Annotated in this window: 14 protein-coding genes; 6 read left to right on the top strand and 8 right to left on the bottom strand. The window is 56.7% G+C overall.

Annotated elements, in window-relative coordinates; all coding sequences use genetic code 11:
- Positions 1–62 precede the first annotated feature (62 nt).
- Positions 63–824, top strand: a complete 762-nt coding sequence (locus GH722_01905) for a TSUP family transporter (GenBank protein ID MRG70509.1) — start codon at positions 63–65, stop codon at positions 822–824.
- Here GH722_01905 and GH722_01900 read toward each other — a convergent pair.
- The 4 genes from GH722_01900 to GH722_01885 are packed head-to-tail and all read right to left on the bottom strand — an operon-like array spanning position 774 to position 4925.
- Positions 774–2621, bottom strand: a complete 1848-nt coding sequence (locus GH722_01900) for a HAMP domain-containing protein (protein MRG70508.1) — start codon at positions 2619–2621, stop codon at positions 774–776. The two genes, GH722_01905 and GH722_01900, sit on opposite strands and share 51 nt — an antisense overlap.
- Entirely contained in the window at positions 2621–3550 is a 930-nt protein-coding gene (locus GH722_01895) for a hydroxyacid dehydrogenase (GenBank protein ID MRG70507.1), read from the bottom strand. Before GH722_01895 ends, GH722_01900 begins: the two co-directional genes overlap by 1 nt.
- Positions 3547–4308 carry a hypothetical protein gene (locus tag GH722_01890; GenBank protein ID MRG70506.1) on the bottom strand — a complete coding sequence of 254 codons (762 nt, stop codon included), beginning with the start codon at positions 4306–4308 and terminating at the stop codon, positions 3547–3549. Before GH722_01890 ends, GH722_01895 begins: the two co-directional genes overlap by 4 nt.
- On the bottom strand, positions 4308–4925 hold the full coding sequence (locus GH722_01885) for a hypothetical protein (GenBank protein ID MRG70505.1): 618 nt from the start codon (positions 4923–4925) through the stop codon (positions 4308–4310). The genes GH722_01890 and GH722_01885 overlap by 1 nt, the downstream gene beginning before the upstream one ends.
- An 87-nt stretch (positions 4926–5012) precedes the next feature.
- Here GH722_01885 and GH722_01880 point away from each other — a divergent pair, with 87 nt between their 5' ends.
- Together GH722_01880 and GH722_01875 are read left to right on the top strand one after the other, a co-directional pair.
- Positions 5013–7622, top strand: a complete 2610-nt coding sequence (locus GH722_01880; GenBank protein ID MRG70504.1) for an MMPL family transporter — start codon at positions 5013–5015, stop codon at positions 7620–7622.
- Positions 7623–7658: 36 nt separating this feature from the next.
- Positions 7659–8639 carry a flippase-like domain-containing protein gene (locus GH722_01875; GenBank protein MRG70503.1) on the top strand — a complete coding sequence of 327 codons (981 nt, stop codon included), beginning with the start codon at positions 7659–7661 and terminating at the stop codon, positions 8637–8639.
- A gap of 23 nt (positions 8640–8662) precedes the next feature.
- Here GH722_01875 and GH722_01870 read toward each other — a convergent pair whose 3' ends face one another.
- Together GH722_01870 and GH722_01865 are read right to left on the bottom strand one after the other, a co-directional pair.
- Positions 8663–11674 carry an EAL domain-containing protein gene (locus GH722_01870; protein MRG70502.1) on the bottom strand — a complete coding sequence of 1004 codons (3012 nt, stop codon included), beginning with the start codon at positions 11672–11674 and terminating at the stop codon, positions 8663–8665.
- Positions 11671–12192, bottom strand: a complete 522-nt coding sequence (locus GH722_01865; protein MRG70501.1) for a heavy metal-binding domain-containing protein — start codon at positions 12190–12192, stop codon at positions 11671–11673. The genes GH722_01870 and GH722_01865 overlap by 4 nt, the downstream gene beginning before the upstream one ends.
- A gap of 223 nt (positions 12193–12415) precedes the next feature.
- Here GH722_01865 and GH722_01860 point away from each other — a divergent pair, with 223 nt between their 5' ends.
- Positions 12416–12838 carry a hypothetical protein gene (locus GH722_01860; GenBank protein ID MRG70500.1) on the top strand — a complete coding sequence of 141 codons (423 nt, stop codon included), beginning with the start codon at positions 12416–12418 and terminating at the stop codon, positions 12836–12838.
- 15 nt (positions 12839–12853) lie between these two features.
- Here GH722_01860 and GH722_01855 read toward each other — a convergent pair whose 3' ends face one another.
- The gene (locus GH722_01855; protein ID MRG70499.1) at positions 12854–14857 is read right to left on the bottom strand and encodes a protein meaA; all 2004 of its coding nucleotides are present in this window, start codon (positions 14855–14857) and stop codon (positions 12854–12856) included.
- A gap of 197 nt (positions 14858–15054) precedes the next feature.
- On the opposite strand from GH722_01855, the gene ccrA reads away from it, so the two are divergent.
- Together ccrA and GH722_01845 are read left to right on the top strand one after the other, a co-directional pair.
- Positions 15055–16335: a crotonyl-CoA carboxylase/reductase gene (gene ccrA / locus GH722_01850; GenBank protein MRG70498.1), complete on the top strand. Its 1281-nt coding sequence runs from the start codon at positions 15055–15057 to the stop codon at positions 16333–16335.
- Between the two features lie 290 nt (positions 16336–16625).
- Positions 16626–18299: an acyl-CoA dehydrogenase gene (locus tag GH722_01845; GenBank protein ID MRG70497.1), complete on the top strand. Its 1674-nt coding sequence runs from the start codon at positions 16626–16628 to the stop codon at positions 18297–18299.
- Between the two features lie 51 nt (positions 18300–18350).
- Here the strand turns inward: GH722_01845 and GH722_01840 are convergent, their stop codons facing one another.
- Positions 18351–18932, bottom strand: a complete 582-nt coding sequence (locus GH722_01840) for a hypothetical protein (protein ID MRG70496.1) — start codon at positions 18930–18932, stop codon at positions 18351–18353.
- Positions 18933–19042: the final 110 nt, after the last annotated feature.

Here is a 19042-nt window from a genome sequence, read left to right as displayed (position 1 = left end):
CGGTGCAATGAACCGCAGGGTACCGGGAATATGCCGATTAAAGCTTGGACAGCAAGGGTACGATGACAGGAATTGAATGGACGGCGTTGGATTACGTCTGGCTGGCGGCCTTTGCCGTTGCTGTCGGCATTGCGATCGGGGCAACCGGCATTGGCGGTGTGGTTCTGGCCCCCTACCTGATTTCCGTCGCGGGCTTTCCGGTGATTGTTGCCATTGCAACCAGCATCGCCGCCTTCATTTTTGTCGGGCTGGCGGGGACGGTCATTTATACCCGGCAGGGTGCGATGGACTGGCGAATGGCGGGCTGGCTTTCGCTGGGAGCCGCGCCCGGCGCCTGGGCGGGGTCAGTTGCCGTTGCTGCGATCCGTCCCGAAATTGTCGCGATCGGCATCGCGGTGCTGATGGTGGTGACCGGTCTCAACAGTTTTCGCAAATCAGCGCCTCTGTTCCGGGGATGGCAGCCGGGAGCCGCCGCCTTTACGCTTATCGGGCTGATTGTTGGTGTGGTGTCCGGTCTGTCCGGTACCGGCGGCCCGGTGACAATGGTGCCGTTGCTGGTGGCGATCGGTCAGCCAGCGCTGGCCATCGTTGCGGTCTCACAGATCATTCAGATTCCGATATCCGGCAGTGCCATTGTGGCACATCTGTCAGAAGACAGGATCATCTGGCCGGTGACGATCATTCTGGCGGTTGCGATGGCTGCGGGGCTGCGCCTTGGCGCGGCACTGATCACCGGGCGGGACCCGTCCGTCCTGCGCCTGATACTTGCCGGTTCACTGGTCGTCGCCGGCAGTTTCCTGCTGGTGCGACAGCTGATGTTTTAAGATCGAATAAACGGTAACGGTATGCTGTTTTCCGCGAATGCCGAGCTCACCCATCATCTCGAATTCGACGGGAATTGTTATCTGGCGCCGGGTGGCATCTGAAATCAGGACCAGGGTTCCGAGATCCTTGTTCATGACTTCCAGCCGGGCTGCAATATTCACCGGGTCGCCATGCACGGTATAGCCCAGCCGCCCGCCGGCACCGACGGTGCCACCAACGATATCTCCGGTATTGATACCGATACGTGTCTTGATGGGGATGCCGGGGCCGAATGTCCGTTCAGACAGAATCTGTTCAATCCGGATTGCGGCCTTCACGGCATCATCTGCATGCCCCGGACGATCCGTCGGGATATTGAATGTCGCCAGCATGGCATCGCCCTGATACTGCTGGATCACACCTCCGTTGGCTTCGATGGGCTCGACAACGGCAGAGAAATAATCGTTCAGCACCTCAATGGTCTGTGCCGGAGTGAGATTTTCGCACAAGGTTGTGAAACCGGCGATGTCGGTAAACATCACCGTTGCGTTTCGTAACCGGGGTTCCTGCACGAAAGTCCGGTTTTCAAGAATCTGACTGGCGACACTTTCCGGAACATACTTGCCAAAGGTCGCCCGCAAAAAGGCCCGGTCTTTCAGACCGGCAATCATCCGGTTGAAGGCATCGCTGGCCTGATCGAGTTCGCGGATCCGGCTGGGTCTCATCGGTTCGATATGTTCCGGATCCTGCACGGCGATCTGCTCGGCGGTTTCCGCCAGCAGTTGTACGGGACGTGATATGCGCATCCCGAGCCATAATGCGGCAATGATGCCCAGTATCAGTACACCGCCGCCTGCCAGTCCGACAGTTGTCAGCAACCAGCGTTCAGCGTTGAAGGCCTCGCCGTTGACATAAACACCGACAGTCCAGACCGGCTGGCCAAATTCCTGAATATCCCGATAGGCAATGATATAGGGCCAGTCCCTGCCGGGAAGCTCGATCACTTTCAGATTGGGGTAGGTTTCAGGACTGAACAGATCAGTCACCATGAACTGATTGCCGACGAAAGCCGTGACAACCGGGTCTCCAACATCTGCAACAAGGGGCAGTGGTTTGTCCTGGCTGATGCCAAAACCATGCGGATCCGTCATTTTTGCATGGGCAAGCATCCGGTCACTGTTCCACAGGATGAAGGTGCCTGTCGTTATTTCGGACCTTCTGTTCGCCATCTGCGCAGACAGCTCCGTAACCTTTACGGTGGAGGCCACGAAACCCGCAAATTCACCGTCGATCCTGAAGGCCTTTACCACGTTGATCAGTGTGCCAACTTCAGGGACATAAATCGGTGTCCCCCAGAAGGCTTCGTCAGAGGTTCTGGCTTGTGTCATGGCCCGCCGGATAACCGGATTGTTCTCTTCATTGCTGAAGATCACGCTGGCGTCACTCGGTTGCTCCTGTAACGCAATCAGGGCCCGGAAATCCGGCTCGACAACCAGCACCGCATTGATATGCGGCGTTGCGACCAGAGCACCCTGCAGAACGTCGGTCAGTTGCGATTTTTCGTCCGGATAGAGGCGTTTGTCCGACAGCAGTTTTGCGATGCGTTCGACCTGATTTCGGGCAGGCTGTAACTGGTCGCGCAAACGCTCAACCGTGGCCTCGATATCCTGAGACGCCCGCTTGGAAATCTGGTCCTGCGTTGCCTGTTGCAGGGTGCTCAGGCTGAAAGCTGTCATGCCGCCGACCGACAGAATGATCAGCAGGCAAAATGCGATCGCCAGAACCCGTGAAATAGGCCAGGTGTGGCGAGGCCGCATCAGTCGCTGAAATAATCGTGGAGATGCGAGATCGCGCTTTGTCCCATCGCGGTTACGGCCTCGATGGTATTACCGCCGATATGCGGTGTGAAGGCCATGTTCTCAAATGCCAGAAGTTCTGTGTCGGTAACGGGTTCGGTATTGTAGACATCCAGCGCCGCGCCGCCGATCCAGCGTTCCCGGAGTGCCTGCTTCAGATCCTTTTCGACAACAATTTCACCGCGGGCCGTATTGATCAGGATCGCATTGTCCTTCATGGCACGGAAAACGGGTTTGCACATCATGCCCTCTGTCTTGCGGGTCAGTGGTGTGTGGATCGTGACAATATCACTTTTCGCGATCAGTTCATCAAATGTGACCGGCTCGCACCCGGCAGTCCGGATGGCATCGGCAACAGGCAGGATTTCACTGACCAGTATCCGGCAGCCCAGCGGTTTCAGCAGGGCAGCAACATCCCGTCCGATATGGCCGAAGCCGACAATGCCCACGGTGCATTGTGAAAGTTGCCGACCGCCATCGCGAAGCCACACACCGCTGCGCAGCTGGCGGTCAGAGCGGAACAGGTTATGGGTCAGGCCCAGCATGAAGCCCAGTGTCATTTCAGAGACAGACCGGCGATTGACACCGGACTTCCAGCCGAGTTTCACGCCGTGATCGGCCAGTGCGTTCTGATCGATATTGTTCAGGCCGACGCCGAATTTGGCGATGATCTTCAAATCAGGACAGGCTTTCAGGATTGTACTGTCGATCTGTTCCAGCCCGATGATGGCACCATCCGTGTCCTGAAGAAAATCGATCAGGGTCTGGCCGGCCAGACGGGTTCCCGTGTCATTGAAAACTGTTTCCGGAAACCGGGTGATCAGTTCGGACCGGAGAATGTCATTCTGGCAGAACGCATTCGGTGCTGCCTTGATACGGTGTTTTCTCATCTCGGGTCCTCGAAGCGGCCGCCACGTACCGCTGTCGCGAACAGGGCTTCGATCATGGCATCATCGGAGAGGTTTGGGGAGAGTATTGTTGTCGGCAGGGACAGGGAAGAGGCCAGTCGCCAGCCCGTCAGTCCCTGCGCCAGCGCGCCGCCGGGCTGGTCCAGGATGGCAAGGGCATCATATCCGGCCAGCAGCCCCTCCAGTTCATCTGCCGGGTGCGGGAACATCCGCCCTATCCGGATGACGGCAGGCTGCAGCCCGGATGCGATGCAGGCTTGTCGCAGACTTGTGGCTTTCGCCATGAGGGCGGGTGTTGCGGCAATGCCGATGACGCCGCCTTCTTTCGCTTCCCAGACAGACGCAAAAGCGGGGCGGACGGACAGATCTGCAGGCTGAAGATCATCGGACCGGAAGATCAGGCCGTGTCCTGTGGTCTGGCTGAACGCAGTGATGGCTGCATTCAGTTCATCTGTGCCGGCGGTAAACCAGACATGACTGATTGTGGCGGCATTCAGGGAAAGGCCGGTCTGTTGTTCCGGGTTGTCCTGAATGATCGCCAGCAGGCCGGTTTCACCCGGATCAATGTCACTGAAGGCGCGAAGCAGGGCCCAGTCCGGGAAGCCGGTCAGCAGGGGAGTGCGGTCAATGGCCGCAATCGCCCGGATACGGGTCAGGATATAGGACCAGAGTGCATCGGCATCAAAGCTGATTTCATGAACCCGGTCGAGATCATCAGCGGAAGATATGTTCGTTGTCATCACGTTCGTTTTCGTTTGCCCATAACATTAATCAGACTGAAGGCGGTCCAGACCAGATAGGCGAGTGAACCAATGCCGACAGCAATGAAAAACCAGTCGAGCCAGCCAAACCAGGCAATCGGTGCGATCAGATAGATGCCATCTTCCAGTTCAAATCGCCAGAGGCCGGGATATCCGACGGTAGCACCGTCTTCCAGTTCCATGGCGGCGTCCAGTTTCAGATTGAGAAACATGGATATGACCGAAGACGCAAAACCGGCGGCACCCAGCGCCAGCGCCCAGTCGCCCAGCCAGGTTGATTGCAGTCCGATACCGATACAGGCAAAAAAGATGGCGTGCAGTGACCCGCCGACGAAATAGTCGAGATAATAGCCGAGGCGGGTTTTCTTGCCGCTGGCCCGGGCGAGTTCCCCATCGAAATGATCAAGGAAGCGGGCGAAGATGAATATGGTCGCCCCCCATCCCATATCGCTGTATTCGCCGGAGAGCATCAGCAGCGAGCCGGCAACGCCCACAAGAAACGAAAAGATCGTGATATGGTTGGGATGAATGGGCGTATTGATGAGCGGCTTTACTAGCACGCGGGCAATCGCCTGATCGTAAGGTAAATTTGACATGATCTGGCAGGGAATAGTCCGGCTTGGGTCGTTGTCAAGCCGGTGTGCCAAGGCTATGTAGCCATTTCATAAGTTCAGGCCTTTTTCTTGTCCAGATTTGATCAGTTTTACGCCCGCCTCGTCGACCTGCTGATAGCCGGAACGGCGCTGTCTGTCCGCCGGCCGGTCCTGACCGTCCTGACGGCTCTTGCACTGGCTGTGGTTTCCGTCTGGTTCACGATCAGCCATGTCCGGATCAATACCAGCAACACGGACATGCTGTCGGCGGAATTGTCATTCCGGCGTGATGCGATTGCCTTCTCCAGGGCATTCCCCGTTCTGTCAGAGAATCTTGTAATTGTCGTCGATGCAGCAACCCCGGACGCGGCGGAAGATGCCGCGCGGCAACTGACAGGCAGACTGACGGCGAAGACGGACCTGTATGAATGGGTATTCTACGAGAAGTCTGATCCCTTTCTGCGCCGACAGGGTCTGCTGTATCTGACAACGCCGGAACTCGAAAAGGTTGCGGACGATCTGGCAGCCGCCCAGCCACTGCTCGCCAAACTGCATGCCAGCCCCAATCTGGCCGGGCTGGTCTCGGTGGTTGATCTGGCGGTGACACAGGGCGACAGCGCTGCACGGGAAGCGCTGGGGCCGTCGCTGGACCGGCTTTCTGCTGTCTTTGAAGGTGTCGCAGCCGGGCAGCCAAAGCCGCTTTCATGGGTCAGCCTGCTCGGTGGGGATGATATCACAGATGGCGGACGCGAGGTGGTTCTGGCCCGTCCCCGGCTGGATTTCGGTTCGCTTTCCCCATCCGGTGATGCGATCTCGGGTATCCGGGATGCGGTGACCCAACTGGCCTTTGATCCGGCAATGAATGTGCGTGTCGGGATAACCGGCAGTGCCGCACTGGAGCAGGAAGAACTGAGCAGTGTCCGTGATGGTCTGGGGCTTGTTGGCCTGATTTCTATGACACTGGTTCTGGTCCTTCTGCTGATTGCATACCGGACAGCAAGGGCGGTCGCGGCAACACTGGTCCTGCTGGTCTGTGGTTTGTGCATGACTGCCGGTCTGGCGACGCTGGTTGTCGGACAGTTCAATCTGATTTCCGTGGCCTTCGCTGTCTTGTTTATCGGGCTGGGGGTCGATTTTTCCCTGCACTATACCCTGCGGGCCCAGGAAGAGGCGGCGTTGACAAATGACCGGGCAGACGCCCTTCGCCGGGCAACGGGGCATGCAGGTGCCGCCTTGTTGCTTTGTGCGGTTTCTTCGGCAGTAGCGTTCTTTTCCTTCACCCCGACAGACTATCGCGGCGTGGCAGAACTGGGGCTGATTGCCGGCATGGGGATGTTTGTGGCCCTGATCCTGAGCCTGAGCCTGTTACCGGCATTGCTGATGTTGCTGGGGACAGGAAGAGGCTCCGTTTCTGACCGGGGGCTGTTTGTCGCGCCGCTGGCATCCTTTGCCGTGCGCAAACCGATCCATGTTCTGGCTCTGGCAGCGGTCTGCGTGATGGCATCTCTGGTGGTTATTCCGCAACTGCGGTTTGACCATGATCCGATGAACTTGCGCGATCCGTCTGCGCAGAGTGTACAGCTTGCGCGCCAGCTTATGGCGGACCCTGATCGTCAGACTTATGCCATCGACATTCTTGCTGATGATGAGACTGCGCTGGCTGACCTGACGGCCAGACTGGAAAAACTGGAAACCGTGGCGGACGTGCGGACGGCAGGGTCTCTCTACCCGGATGATCAGGATGAAAAACTTTTCATCGTACAGGACCTGTCATTTTTCCTCGGGCCAATGGCGGTCCAGCCAACCGTAACGACACCGCTGACAGACGCAGCGCGACAACAGGCGGCAGAGCGGCTTATGACGCTGATTGGCACTGCCCCGGAAGATTTTGGCGAGGCCGGGAAGCGGCTTGTTGCTGCTGTCTCGTCCGTTTCCGGACAACCGGATCTGTTGCGCCGGGCCGAGTTCTTGCTGCTGGCCGGGCTGGATGGCCGGCTACAGGCGATTTTCGACGCTCTTCGGGCCAGCGCCTTTGCAGTATCCGATATCCCGCAAGGACTGACCCGGTTCTGGATATCTGATGCCGGGCAGTATCGTCTGGAAGTCATCCCCCATGCGGATATGAGCGATGATGCCCGGCGGGCGGATTTCGTCGATGAGGTGGTTGACGTAGCGCCCCATGCCACGGGAACGCCGGTGATTATCCGGGCTGCGGGCGAGGCTGTTGTTGAGGCTTTTGTTCTGGCGATTCTCTATGCCAGTCTGGCTGTCGCGGTTTTGCTGGTGCTTATGCTGCGAAACCTGCTGGATGTAATCATCGTGGCGATCCCCGCAATAACAGGGGCCATTGTTACCGGCGGTCTGATGTGGGCAATCGGTCTGTCCCTGAACTTTGCCAACATCATCGTGCTGCCGCTGCTGTTTGGTCTCAGCGTTGATTTCGGTATTCATATGGTGATGCGGGCCCGTGAGGGACGGCTGGAAGATATTTATGAGGTCTCGACCATGCGGGCGATTGTCTACAGCGCCGCGACAACGGTCGGATCATTTGCTGCATTGTCGCTGTCGCCGCATACGGGGACGGCAAGTATGGGGCTGCTGCTGACGCTTTCACTGGCTGTCACCATCGTTGCCACCCTGCTGATCACACCGGCCCTGCTTCAGCTGACCGTGGGCTGGCGTCAGGGGCGGGATGCCTGATTTGTCATATCATTTCCATATCATGAGGCAGGCGGGATGCTGATGCGCCTGTTATATCTGCTTGTCGGGATTGGCTTGCTGGTCTGGATTGGCTCTTCCGTCGATCTCTCGGCAGTTGGCGAACAGTTGCGACAGATTGCGCCCTCTCTGGCGCTGGCAATCGTGGCGGCCTATTTCCTCGCCTTTCTGATCGATACGATGTCGTGGCAACTGACCCTGCCGAGTATCGACATGAAGTTGCGCTGGCTGTGGCGGCTCTGGTCTGTCCGGATGGTTGGTGAGGCCCTGAATTCTGCCTTGCCGATGGCGTCGCTTGGCGGCGAGCCTGCGAAAGTGCTGATGCTGAAACGCCGGTATGACATTGGCCTGTCAGAAGCAACAGCTTCGCTGGTGATGGCACGGACCATCAATCTGATAGGCCTTATCCTGTTTCTGATTGTGGCGCTGGCGCTGGCAATGGGGGATGACCGGCTGCCGCAGAATGCCAAAACGGCCTCTGCTATTGGCCTGGCAGCCCTGCTGACAGGGGTTGCCGGCTTCTTTGTTGTTCAGAGCAGGGGGGTAAGCTCCTGGCTGCTCGGTTTTTTCCGGAACGGGCGGCTGGCAGAACGGGTGGCCGGTCTGATCGGTCATATCCGGGAGCTGGAAAGCCGCTTTACGGCCTTTTATGCGCGGACACCCCGTCGTTTTGCGCTGGCTGTGCTGCTGGCTCTGATTAACTGGATTGTCGGGACGGTTGAGCTCTGGCTCACCATGTGGGCGGTTGGTGTTCCCGTCAGTTTTTCGGATGCTGTGATTATTGAAGGCGTGACACAGCTGGTAAGGACGGGGGCTTTCTTCATCCCGCTCAGCCTGGGTGCGCAGGAAGGGGCAATCGTGCTGATCGCCGGCTCCCTGAGCGGCTCTCCCAGTGCCGGACTGGCGGCAGCTCTGGTGCGCCGGGCGCGTGAACTGCTCTGGATTGTCTGGGGTCTGTGGCTTGGCCGGGATCTGCTGGCACGGAAAGTGGCGGATTAACCGGCTGTCCGGACAGCTTTCTGTCAGCCTGTATAGTCGCCGGGGTTGAAGTACTTCTTGCGCTCACTGTAATGCCGCTCGGCGTCTTCTTTTTCGACTGCTTTGGAGAACAGATAGCCCTGCCCGTACTGGCAGTGCAGTTGTGACAGCAGCCGCAGGTGGGTTGTTGTCTCGACACCTTCAGCCACAACCTTGAAGGACAGGGAGTCAGCCAGGGCCGTTACGGACCTGACAATCTCCGAATTCTCGCCGTTTGGTCCCATGCGGAAGACGAAGGTCCGGTCGATCTTCAGCGCATCAATGGGAAAACTCTGCAAATGCCCGAGTGAGGAATAACCGGTGCCGAAGTCGTCGACATAGAGCGTCACACCAAGCTGCTTCAACTGTTCAAGCCGTTCGGTGATCAGGGTCCGGTTTTCCATGATCGCGCTTTCGGTGATCTCCAGTCGCAACAGTTCCGGTGGCATTCCGGTATCGGCCAGTACAGCGGCAACATTGCTGACCAGCGATGGCTGGCCAAGCTGGCGGGGGGCAACGTTGACGCTCATCGCGATGGGCGGGACATCCGGATATTTGCGCATCCAGTCGACGGTCTGCCGGCAGGCTGCACGAAGTACCCAAAGGCCGATATTCTGGATCAGACCGCTGTCTTCGGCGATGGGGACAAACTCGGTCGGTGAGATTTCCTCTCCGTCCGGGCTGCGCCAGCGCAGCAAGGCCTCGAAGCTGGCAATATGGCCGGTCTTCAGGTCGACAATCGGCTGGTAGACCAGTCGCAGCTGGTCGCGTTCGATGGCCCGTCGCAGGTTGTTTTCGATCTGCAGGGCACGAACGACGGAAACGCCCATCTCGTTGTTGAAAACGATATACTGGTCCTTGCCGCCATGTTTGGCTTCGTACATCGCAATGTCGGCATCCCGCAGCACTTCTTCCGAGCGGGTGTAGGAACCGTCGCCGATGGCGATGCCGATGGATGCGGAACTGACGATATCATGCCCCTCCAGCTTGAAGGGCTTGCGCATGGATTCGATGATCCGCTCGGTGACGACAATCACCTGTTCGTGGTCCTGAAGGTCCTCGATAAGAACAGCGAATTCATCACCGCCAAAACGGGCAACCGTATCTGTCGGACGCAGGCAAAGCGTCAGTCTTCCGGAGATTTCCATCAGCATCCGGTCGCCGACCTGATGGCCCAGCGTGTCGTTGATCATCTTGAAACGGTCAAAGTCGAGGAACAGGACGGCAAAATGTTCAGCCCGTTTCCGGGTTGACCGCTGGATCGCGTGGTTCAGCCGGTCGGTAAACAGGGCGCGGTTCGGCAGGCCGGTCAGGTTGTCGTGAAAGGCATCGTGAAACAGCTGGTTTTCAAAGGTTTTACGGTCTGTGATCTCTGTGAAGGAGCCGGCCATCCGGTTCGGTTCGCCGTCATCATCGAAAACAATCAGGCCGCGGGCTGATACCCAGCGATAATCCCCCTCCTTGTTGCAGACCCGGTGTTCGCTGGCAAAGTGGGGGGTGACCGAGAGGGTGTGTCGTTCAATGGCGGTGCGGACATCGTCGATATCCTCCGGATGTACCCGTCCGAGCCAGGCATCCAGACTGCCGTCCATGTCGTCTTCGCTGTAGCCAAGCATCTTCTGCCACCGGTCGGAGAAGTAGGCTTTCCCGGTGCGGATATTCCAGTCCCAGATACCGTCATTCGCGCCTGCCACGGCGAGCGCATAACGCTGCTCACTTTCCTCCAGTGCCTGTCGTGCGGCAACCCGGTCGGTAACATCTTCGATCAGGGCGACAAAAGCGGTGACCTCGCCTTTTTCGGATGAGACCGGGTTGAGGCTGATCTGGGCCCAGAACGACTTTCCGTTCTTGCTGTGGGTCCGCATGTCGAGGGTGAGTGCGCGCCGGTTCAGCAGGGAATCGGTGATCTGGTCGATATTTTCCTGCCGTGTCTCGGGGCCAAACAGGATTTCGATTCCCTGAAGGGCAACATCCTCATCCTCGAAATCGGTGATTTCCTGAAATGCCTTGTTGGCAAAGATGATCGCGGGTGGTGTGCGGGTCGCATCGAGAATCAGAACACCGGATGATGTTGCCGAGATTGCGGTGAGCAGTTGCCGGTTGCGTAACAGCAGGTCGCGCAGGTCGTCTTCCCGTTTCCGGATATCGGAGATATCGGTATAGGTTGCGACAATATAGCCTTTTGCTGTCCGGCGTTCGGATACAAGGATCCACCGGTTGTTGGAGTAATTCAGTTCGGTTTCGACAGGGAGTCGCTGCCGTTCGGCTTGACGTCTCTGGCTGAGTTCTTCGAGAGTCCGATGCCCTGCAAGGGTCATGATGCCGGCGGTGACGAGCGCCCGCAGGATGGTGTCAAAACGTGTTCCGGGGGTCGCAATGTCGCGGGCGGGGTCAATCAGTTCCCGATAGGCTTCATTGCAGATGACCAGTCTGTCCTGATCGTCCCACAGCACAACCCCGGTGGAGAGCGATTCCAGTGTTGTTGACAGGGTCTGCTTCCAGGCATTGGCTTCGGTATCGGCGCGTATCTTGTCTGTCAGGTCCGAGCCGGAACCCTTGTAGCCGAGAAAATCGCCAAGTTCGTTGAAGACGGGCACCCCGGATATGGAGACATGGTGGACAACACCGTCTTCTGTACAGATGTGATAGATGAAATTCTTGATGGGCCGGTGTTCTTCGAGATCGGTCAGATGCTTGCGCAGGACTTCATCCTGATCGGTATGATCAAAAAAATCCTCCCGCGACCGGCCGATAACTACTGACGGATCAATACCAAGCGTTCTTTTCAGCCCGGAGGATACATAGCTGAACCGCAGGTCCGGACCCATTTCCCAGAACCAGTCACTGTTGCTGTTGGCCAGGCTTCTGTAGCGCTCGGCATCTTTCCGTGCAGCTTCCAGAGATTCCGCCATCATGGCCAGACGTTCAGTCATTTCCCCAACCGGGTGGTTCTCGTCGATTGCGGCCGGGTGAGATTTGTCAGGATCGGATGACATGGTCTGTCCGGCGGACTTCATTCACCAGCGGCGACAACGATTGTCGGTGCCGCCGGAGATTCCTGCTGAAGCTTTGGTGCTTCTTCTTTTGTTTCTTCTGCTTTGGGCAGACTGATGGCTGTGCCGGCCATGGTGACCAGAAATGTCTGCCGGCCTAGCCCGGACAATTGTTTGCAGTCAACCGTCACGCCAATAACAGCATCAGCCTTTACAATCAGCGCCTCGCGCTTCAGTTCGGTCTCGCAGGCTGTCCAGGCATCGCGCAGAATCCGCTGTCCCGCCGGGGTCCTGCCTGACCGGAAGCGGCGTGCACGCTCCAGAAGAGGCCGCAGAAGATGCATGGCGACAGGCATTTCAGCGCAAACAATGCCAAGGCGTTTCTCTATCACCAGACCGGCCGGTGCGTCCTCAGTCGTGATGATAATGTGAGAAGCCAGGTCGGCGATGACCTCTGGCGGCAAATCCTCATAAGATGCGCCATCGATCAGTTGTTTGATCTTAGCGTCCTTGCGTTTGCTCAGGAAAGAAAACATCGCCAATTCACAGTCCGTATTCTGCTAATATTTATCTTCTTCTAGCGTAAATCTGAAGGCTTTGAAATCAAGTTAACGAGTGCCGGAGGGCGGCCCTGATATCATCCTCTGGCCCTTCGGCAAGACTTCATCGAAATATTTCTTACAGTTTTGTTATTCCGGCGAAATATAGTAGAGTAGTTAGTGATCTTTGGATCGCGCTTGGGAAAATTACGGTGTGGGAGCCGGCATGGGTTTGTTTTCGCTGTTCGGCGGTAATGCCGACGAGGATTTTTCGGCTGTCCGAAAGCCATTTGATCCGGAATGGCAGGCGTCTGCCCGCGGATATTATCGTATGCTGACGGTTGGCTCGGACGGACCTGATCTGAAGAATATCGGTGGTGTCTACGTTGTCTGGCACCGGGGTGAGCAACCGGCATGGGTTTATGTCGGGCAGAGCGCCAGTCTGGCTGATACCTTCGAGGAATTGCTCAAGAACGATCAGGTGATGCAGTTCCACAAGCGTGGCGGCCTGTATGTTACATGGTCTCAGATTCTGGATCAGTATCGTGATGGTGTGACACGTTATCTGGTCGAAACCCTGCAGCCGGTATCCGGTAATGATTCTTACCGGAAAAACGCCAACTCAATTCCGGTGATGATTCCCGGCTGATCCGCCCTGACGGACTCAGGCTGCCAGACGGCCGTCAGCTTCCAGCATATTCACGATATCTGCCATGATTGCCGTGATGTCGAAATCCTTCGGCGTATAGACACGTGCAACACCGGCCTCAAGCAGAGCGGCTTCATCTTCCGGCGGAATAATGCCGCCGACGATGACCGGAATGTCGCCGGCACCTAGTTTTTCAAGCCGCTCCATCACATCCGTGACCAGGGCAATATGGCCACCGGAAAGGATCGACAGCCCGACCACATGAACCGCCTCTTCAATGGCAGAGTTCACAATCTGTGCCGGGGTCAGGCGAATACCCTCATAAACAACGTCAAAGCCAGCATCCCGGGCACGGACCGCAACCTGTTCGGCGCCATTTGAATGACCGTCGAGGCCGGGTTTCCCGACCAGCATTTTCGGGCGACGGCCCAGCTTGCCGGCAAGCGCATCGACCCGGCGGGCAATCAGGGCCAGTCCTTCTGCCTGTGCGTCATCATTGCGACCGCCAATTCCGGTTGGCGCACGATATTCACCATAGACACCGCGCAACAATTCGCCCCATTCGCCGGTGGTCACGCCGGCATGGGCGCAGGCGATGGAAGCTTCCATCACGTTGCGGTCTTCGGTTGCGGCTGACCGGAGGGCATCAAGAGCAGCTTTGACCGCCTTCCCGTCCCGTTCGGACCGCCAGACGTTCAGCCGTTCGATCTGTTCCCGCTCTGCGGCATCATCGACAGTCTGGATGGCCTCGTTGCCGCCGCCAAGCGGGCTGGGTTCGCTGTTGGTGAAGGCGTTGACGCCGATGACCGTCATTTCACCGCTTTCAACGGCGGCGATCCGGCGACGGTTTGAATCGACGAGATGGCGTTTCATATAACCGCTGTCGATGGCTGTGAGGGCACCACCCATGGCATCGATACGGGCGATTTCCTCACGGGCGAGGCTTTTCAGATCCTCGACCTTGCGTTCGATTTCCGACGAGCCGCTGAAGATGTCGCCGAACTCCAGCAGGTCTGTTTCATGGGCAACGATCTGTTGCAGGCGAAGCGACCATTGCTGGTCCCAGGGCCGGGGCAGGCCAAGGGCTTCATTCCAGGCTGGCAACTGCACGGCGCGGGCACGGGCGTTCTTCGACAGCACGACCGCCAGCATTTCCAGCAGAATGCGATAGACATTATTTTCCGGCTGCTGTTCGGTCAGGCCGAGTGAGTTGACCTGTACGCCATAGCGGAACCGCCGCATCTTCGGGTTTTCAATGCCAAACCGGTCGCGGCAGATTTCATCCCAGAGTTCGGTGAATGCCCGCATTTTGCAGATTTCCGTCACGAAGCGGATACCCGCATTGACGAAGAAGCTGATCCGTCCGACCAGCATTGGGAAATCCTCAGCCGGAACGTCATCCCGGCTGCGGGCCGCTTCCAGAACCGCAATGGCGGTGGCCAGGGCGAAGGACAGTTCCTGCTCCGGCGTCGCACCGGCTTCCTGCAGGTGATAGGAGCAGACGTTGGTAGGGTTCCATTTCGGCACTTCCCGACAGGTAAAGGCGACCACATCGGTTGTCAGCTTCATCGATGGCTCTGGCGGGAAAATATAGGTGCCTCGCGACAGATATTCCTTGATCACGTCGTTCTGCGTGGTGCCGCTGAGCAGCTTACGGTCGACCCCGGTGCGCTCTCCGGTCGCGATATACAGTGCCAGCAACCAGGCTGCGGGTGCATTGATGGTCATCGATGTGTTCATGCGGTCCAGCGGAATGCCGTCCAGCAGCGTCATCATATCGCCGAGATGGCTGACCGGAACGCCAACCTTGCCGACTTCACCGCGCGATAACGCATGATCACTGTCATACCCGGTCTGGGTTGGCAGATCGAAGGCGATGGACAGGCCAGTCTGACCTTTGGCGAGGTTCCCGAGATACAGCCTGTTACTTTCAGCCGCACTGGAATGTCCGGAGTATGTCCGGAAGATCCACGGCTTGTCGCGCTGCGGCATTTTTGAGGTTGTGTCGCTGTCAGTCATGGCGGTTTCCGTCGGTGACGTTTGTTTGTGACTTTTAACCCATAACAAAAGACATATTTATTCACAATAATTAAATTTATTGGAATAAACTTACGTTTTGCGTTGCGGTAAAATGCTGCACTTGCTAAACAGCTTACTGCCAGAATGAAAAACCGTCTACTGAAACGGATTTGATGAACAGGACGAGGGACTAAGCCATGACAAACACAGCAGAAATCATCGATTTCACCGCGCACGGTGAGAAAAAGGACCTGTATGAGATCGGCGAAATTCCGCCGCTTGGGCATGTCCCGAAGCAGATGCATGCCTGGGCGATCCGTCGCGACCGGCATGGTCCGCCCGACAAATCCTTCCGGGACGAGATTGTCGATGTACCGACTGTCGACAGTCATGATGTGCTGGTCATGGTGATGGCTGCGGGCGTCAACTACAACGGCGTCTGGGCGGGGCTGGGTGAGCCGATCTCTGTCTTTGATGTTCATAAAGCCGACTATCATATCGCCGGCTCGGATGCCTCGGGCATTGTCTGGGCAGTGGGATCGAAGGTTACCCGCTTCAAGGTTGGTGATGAGGTGGTTGTCCATTGCAATCAGGATGATGGCGATGACGAGGAATGTAATGGTGGCGACCCGATGTTCTCGCCAACCCAGCGTATCTGGGGATACGAGACGCCGGATGGCTCCTTTGCCCAGTTCTGCCGCGTCCAGGCACAGCAATGTATGCCACGCCCGAAACATCTGACCTGGGAAGAAAGCGGCTGCTATGTGCTGACGCTGGCCACTGCCTATCGCATGTTGTTTGGCCATCGTCCGCATATTCTGCGGCCGGGCCATAATGTGCTGGTCTGGGGGGCTTCTGGTGGTCTTGGTTCCATGGCCATCCAGCTCATCAATACGGCGGGTGCCAATGCCATCGGCATCATTTCGGAAGAGAACAAACGGGAATTCGTCCATTCACTTGGTGCAACCGGTGTCATCAACCGCAAGGACTTCAATTGCTGGGGCCAGTTGCCGCCGGTGAATGGCGACGCGTTTGGCAATTACATGAAGGAATGCCGCAAGTTCGGGAAAGCGATCTGGGAATTTACCGGCAAGGGTAATGATGTCGATTTTGTCTTTGAACATCCGGGTGAGGCAACCTTCCCGGTTTCCTGTTTCGTGGTAAAGCGCGGCGGTATGGTTGTGTTCTGTGCCGGGACCACGGGTTACAACCTGACCATGGATGCCCGGTTCGTCTGGATGCGCCAGAAGCGCATTCAGGGCAGTCACTTTGCCAATCTGAAACAGGCGGCACAGGCTAACCGCCTGATGATCGAGCGTCGCATTGATCCCTGTATGTCGGAAGTCTTTGGGTGGGATGATATTCCCGGTGCCCATACCAAGATGATGGCGAACGAGCACAAGCCCGGCAATATGGCGGTTCTGGTTCAGGCAAAACGTCCGGGGCTGCGGACGCTGGAAGACTGCATCGAGGGCTGAGGCTGATTCAACCTTGAGACCATTCTTCGGGGAGCGGCAATGCCGTTGCCTGAAGAATGGCAGCATCTTTTGCCGGAACGACCTGTTGGTAGCTGACATTCCCCCCGGCAATGCCTAGTTAATACCCGTACTCCTCATCCTGAACCCGTTTCAGGACCTCATTCGTGTGGCCCAAGTCTGTCAGATGATCTGGCAAGCGCCGGGTCGGGATCCATAAACGGATTCAGGATCAGGGAACGGTCAAGGGTGAGGGGGCCTGAAATTGCCTGTTCATCACGAGAGACTGCATCATGCCTGAAGCCATTGCCGACGCCCATATCACGACCAGTGACCTGTTCACTGCCTGCCGCTCTGCTCTCGGTTCCGCCGATAGCCTGCTGGCTGCGGCCCGTCAGGGTGTGGCCGGTCTGGTCAGCCGGGACGGCAAGGTTGATAACGCGGCCTTCGAGCGGGAACAGTTTGCGGCCCACGGCCTGTCCTGGACCACGACCTATGTCGAAGGTCTGCGGCAGATGCTGGCCTGGGGCGAACGGCTTCAGGAGGTCGGGAATTTCAGAGAGCTGGAGCAGCTGATCCTGCGGGCGGCATATGGTGAATATCTCAACCAGCTTGCCGGTGGCCTGTCGCTCAGTCAGGGCGAAGTTCTGCGCCCGGCCGATATGGGTGTCCCGGCAGAAGCTGTTGCGGCCTTCCTGACAGAGGATGTGCGCCTGTTGCAGACGACCGGCAACACGCCCCCGGTGCGGGCCCGGATCGCAGAACTCATCGCTGATGGTGACTTTGGCAATCCCGGTTTCGATGATGACATGCTGGGGATGGTGCAGGACCAGTTTCGTCGCTTCTGCGAAGACAAGGTCACGCCCTTTGCCCATGACTGGCATCTGCGGGATGAACTGATCCCGATTGAGGTCGTCGAGGAGATGGCTGAACTCGGTGTCTTCGGTCTGACCGTGCCAGAGGAATGGGGCGGTCTCGGCATGGGCAAGATGGCGATGTGCGTGGTGACAGAAGAACTCAGCCGCGCCTATATCGGCGTTGGCTCGCTCGGCACCCGCTCCGAAATTGCCGCAGAACTGATCCGCCTCGGCGGGACGGACGGCCAGAAGGAACATTATCTGCCGAAGATTGCCTCCGGGGAAATTCTGCCAACCGCTGTCTTTACGGAACCGAATACGGGTTCTGATCTGGGGGCGCTGCGGACCCGCGCCGTGCGGGATGGCGACAGCTATAAGGTGACAGGCAACAAGACCTGGATTACCCATGCCGCCCGCACCGACATGATGACCCTGCTGGCCCGGACCGACCCGGATCAGCCCGGCTACAAGGGCCTGTCCATGTTTCTGGCGGAGAAGCCACGCGGCACGGCGGACAATCCGTTCCCGGCAGACGGCATGACCGGTGGCGAGATCGAAGTGCTCGGCTATCGCGGCATGAAAGAATACGAACTGGGTTTTGACGGCTTTGATGTCCCCGCCGGTCAGTTGCTCGGTGGCGAGGAAGGGCAGGGCTTCAAACAGCTGATGGCGACGTTCGAGAGCGCCCGCATCCAGACCGCCGCCCGCGCCGTCGGTGTTGCCCAGAACGCCATGGAACTGGGCATGGCCTATGCGCAGGACCGGGTGCAGTTCGGCAAACCGATCTATGGCTTCCCCCGCGTTCATGGCAAGATCGCGTGGATGGCAGTGGAAACCATGATCGCCCGTCAGCTTACCTATCACTCAGCCCGAGAGAAGGATTCAGACCGTCGCTGCGATGTCGAAGCGGGCATGGCCAAGCTGCTGGGCGCCCGGGTTGCCTGGTCGAATGCCGACAACGCCCTGCAAATTCACGGCGGCAACGGCTATGCGCTGGAATATCCGATCAGCCGCGTCATCTGTGACGCCCGCATCCTCAACATCTTCGAAGGCGCGGCAGAGATACAGGCCCATGTGATCGCACGCGGGCTGCTCAACCGACGGAACTGATGCTCATAAGGTTAAGAAAAATTATAATATATTGCCAATAAACATGGTTTATTATCTGGTATTTGATTTTTTAAATGAATTATTTCTGTCTATTTGGGAGAGTCTAATTATCAAATTTTTTGCCATATCAGCATCGCTATAAATAGTGCACAATTTAATTGCGTTGAGATGGGTTAGTAAATTTGTGATTTCATTTCTATAATATTTTATAAGATTTAGTTTTTTATTATAACTATACAAAGAATAAATAGAAAACATTTCCATATTTATAAATATTAGCAATCCCGCAATTGCTAAATAAATGCTTGATGAACCATATTCTCTGTTAATCATATAATTTACTGATAAGTACAGCATTGGGGCCAAAAATATAATTCCAATAAATCCAGATGTAACTCCATTGTTTAGAATTGATTCTGCCTTTTCTTTTATTGATGGAATTTCATTCTCTATTTTAGCAATCATTGTGTATGAATTTGAACAAATACTACTAATTGCATTTAATTTTTGTTCGTCGGTCAAAATTCTGACACCAGAACCATCATAAGTCTCAATTTTGGGTAGGAAATTTCTCAGAGCTTTTATCTCTTCTGAGCTTAATGGCGAGGTATCTTTCCCTGTTTCGTCACCCATAGAATTTCACTCTTCATGCTGGAAATGAATTTGGTGTGTCATATTTTAATAGTACGATTTTCATCATATTCTGACGCAATTTATGGCGTCAATTTATATATAAAATTGAA

This window comes from Alphaproteobacteria bacterium HT1-32, assembly GCA_009649675.1.
Classification (GTDB): Bacteria; Pseudomonadota; Alphaproteobacteria; order Rhodospirillales; family HT1-32; genus HT1-32.
This window is presented reverse-complemented; position numbering and strand designations above follow the sequence as displayed.

Excerpts from the sequence above, each read along its gene's own strand:
- GH722_01905 (MRG70509.1), top strand. The coding sequence starts at position 63 with ATGACAGGAATTGAATGGACGGCGTTGGATTACGTCTGGCTGGCGGCC.
- GH722_01900 (MRG70508.1), bottom strand. The coding sequence starts at position 2,621 with ATGCGGCCTCGCCACACCTGGCCTATTTCACGGGTTCTGGCGATCGCA.
- GH722_01895 (MRG70507.1), bottom strand. The coding sequence starts at position 3,550 with ATGAGAAAACACCGTATCAAGGCAGCACCGAATGCGTTCTGCCAGAAT.
- GH722_01890 (MRG70506.1), bottom strand. The coding sequence starts at position 4,308 with ATGACAACGAACATATCTTCCGCTGATGATCTCGACCGGGTTCATGAA.
- GH722_01885 (MRG70505.1), bottom strand. The coding sequence starts at position 4,925 with ATGTCAAATTTACCTTACGATCAGGCGATTGCCCGCGTGCTAGTAAAG.
- GH722_01875 (MRG70503.1), top strand. The coding sequence starts at position 7,659 with ATGCTGATGCGCCTGTTATATCTGCTTGTCGGGATTGGCTTGCTGGTC.
- GH722_01870 (MRG70502.1), bottom strand. The coding sequence starts at position 11,674 with ATGAAGTCCGCCGGACAGACCATGTCATCCGATCCTGACAAATCTCAC.
- GH722_01860 (MRG70500.1), top strand. The coding sequence starts at position 12,416 with ATGGGTTTGTTTTCGCTGTTCGGCGGTAATGCCGACGAGGATTTTTCG.
- GH722_01855 (MRG70499.1), bottom strand. The coding sequence starts at position 14,857 with ATGACTGACAGCGACACAACCTCAAAAATGCCGCAGCGCGACAAGCCG.
- ccrA (MRG70498.1), top strand. The coding sequence starts at position 15,055 with ATGACAAACACAGCAGAAATCATCGATTTCACCGCGCACGGTGAGAAA.
- GH722_01845 (MRG70497.1), top strand. The coding sequence starts at position 16,626 with ATGCCTGAAGCCATTGCCGACGCCCATATCACGACCAGTGACCTGTTC.
- GH722_01840 (MRG70496.1), bottom strand. The coding sequence starts at position 18,932 with ATGGGTGACGAAACAGGGAAAGATACCTCGCCATTAAGCTCAGAAGAG.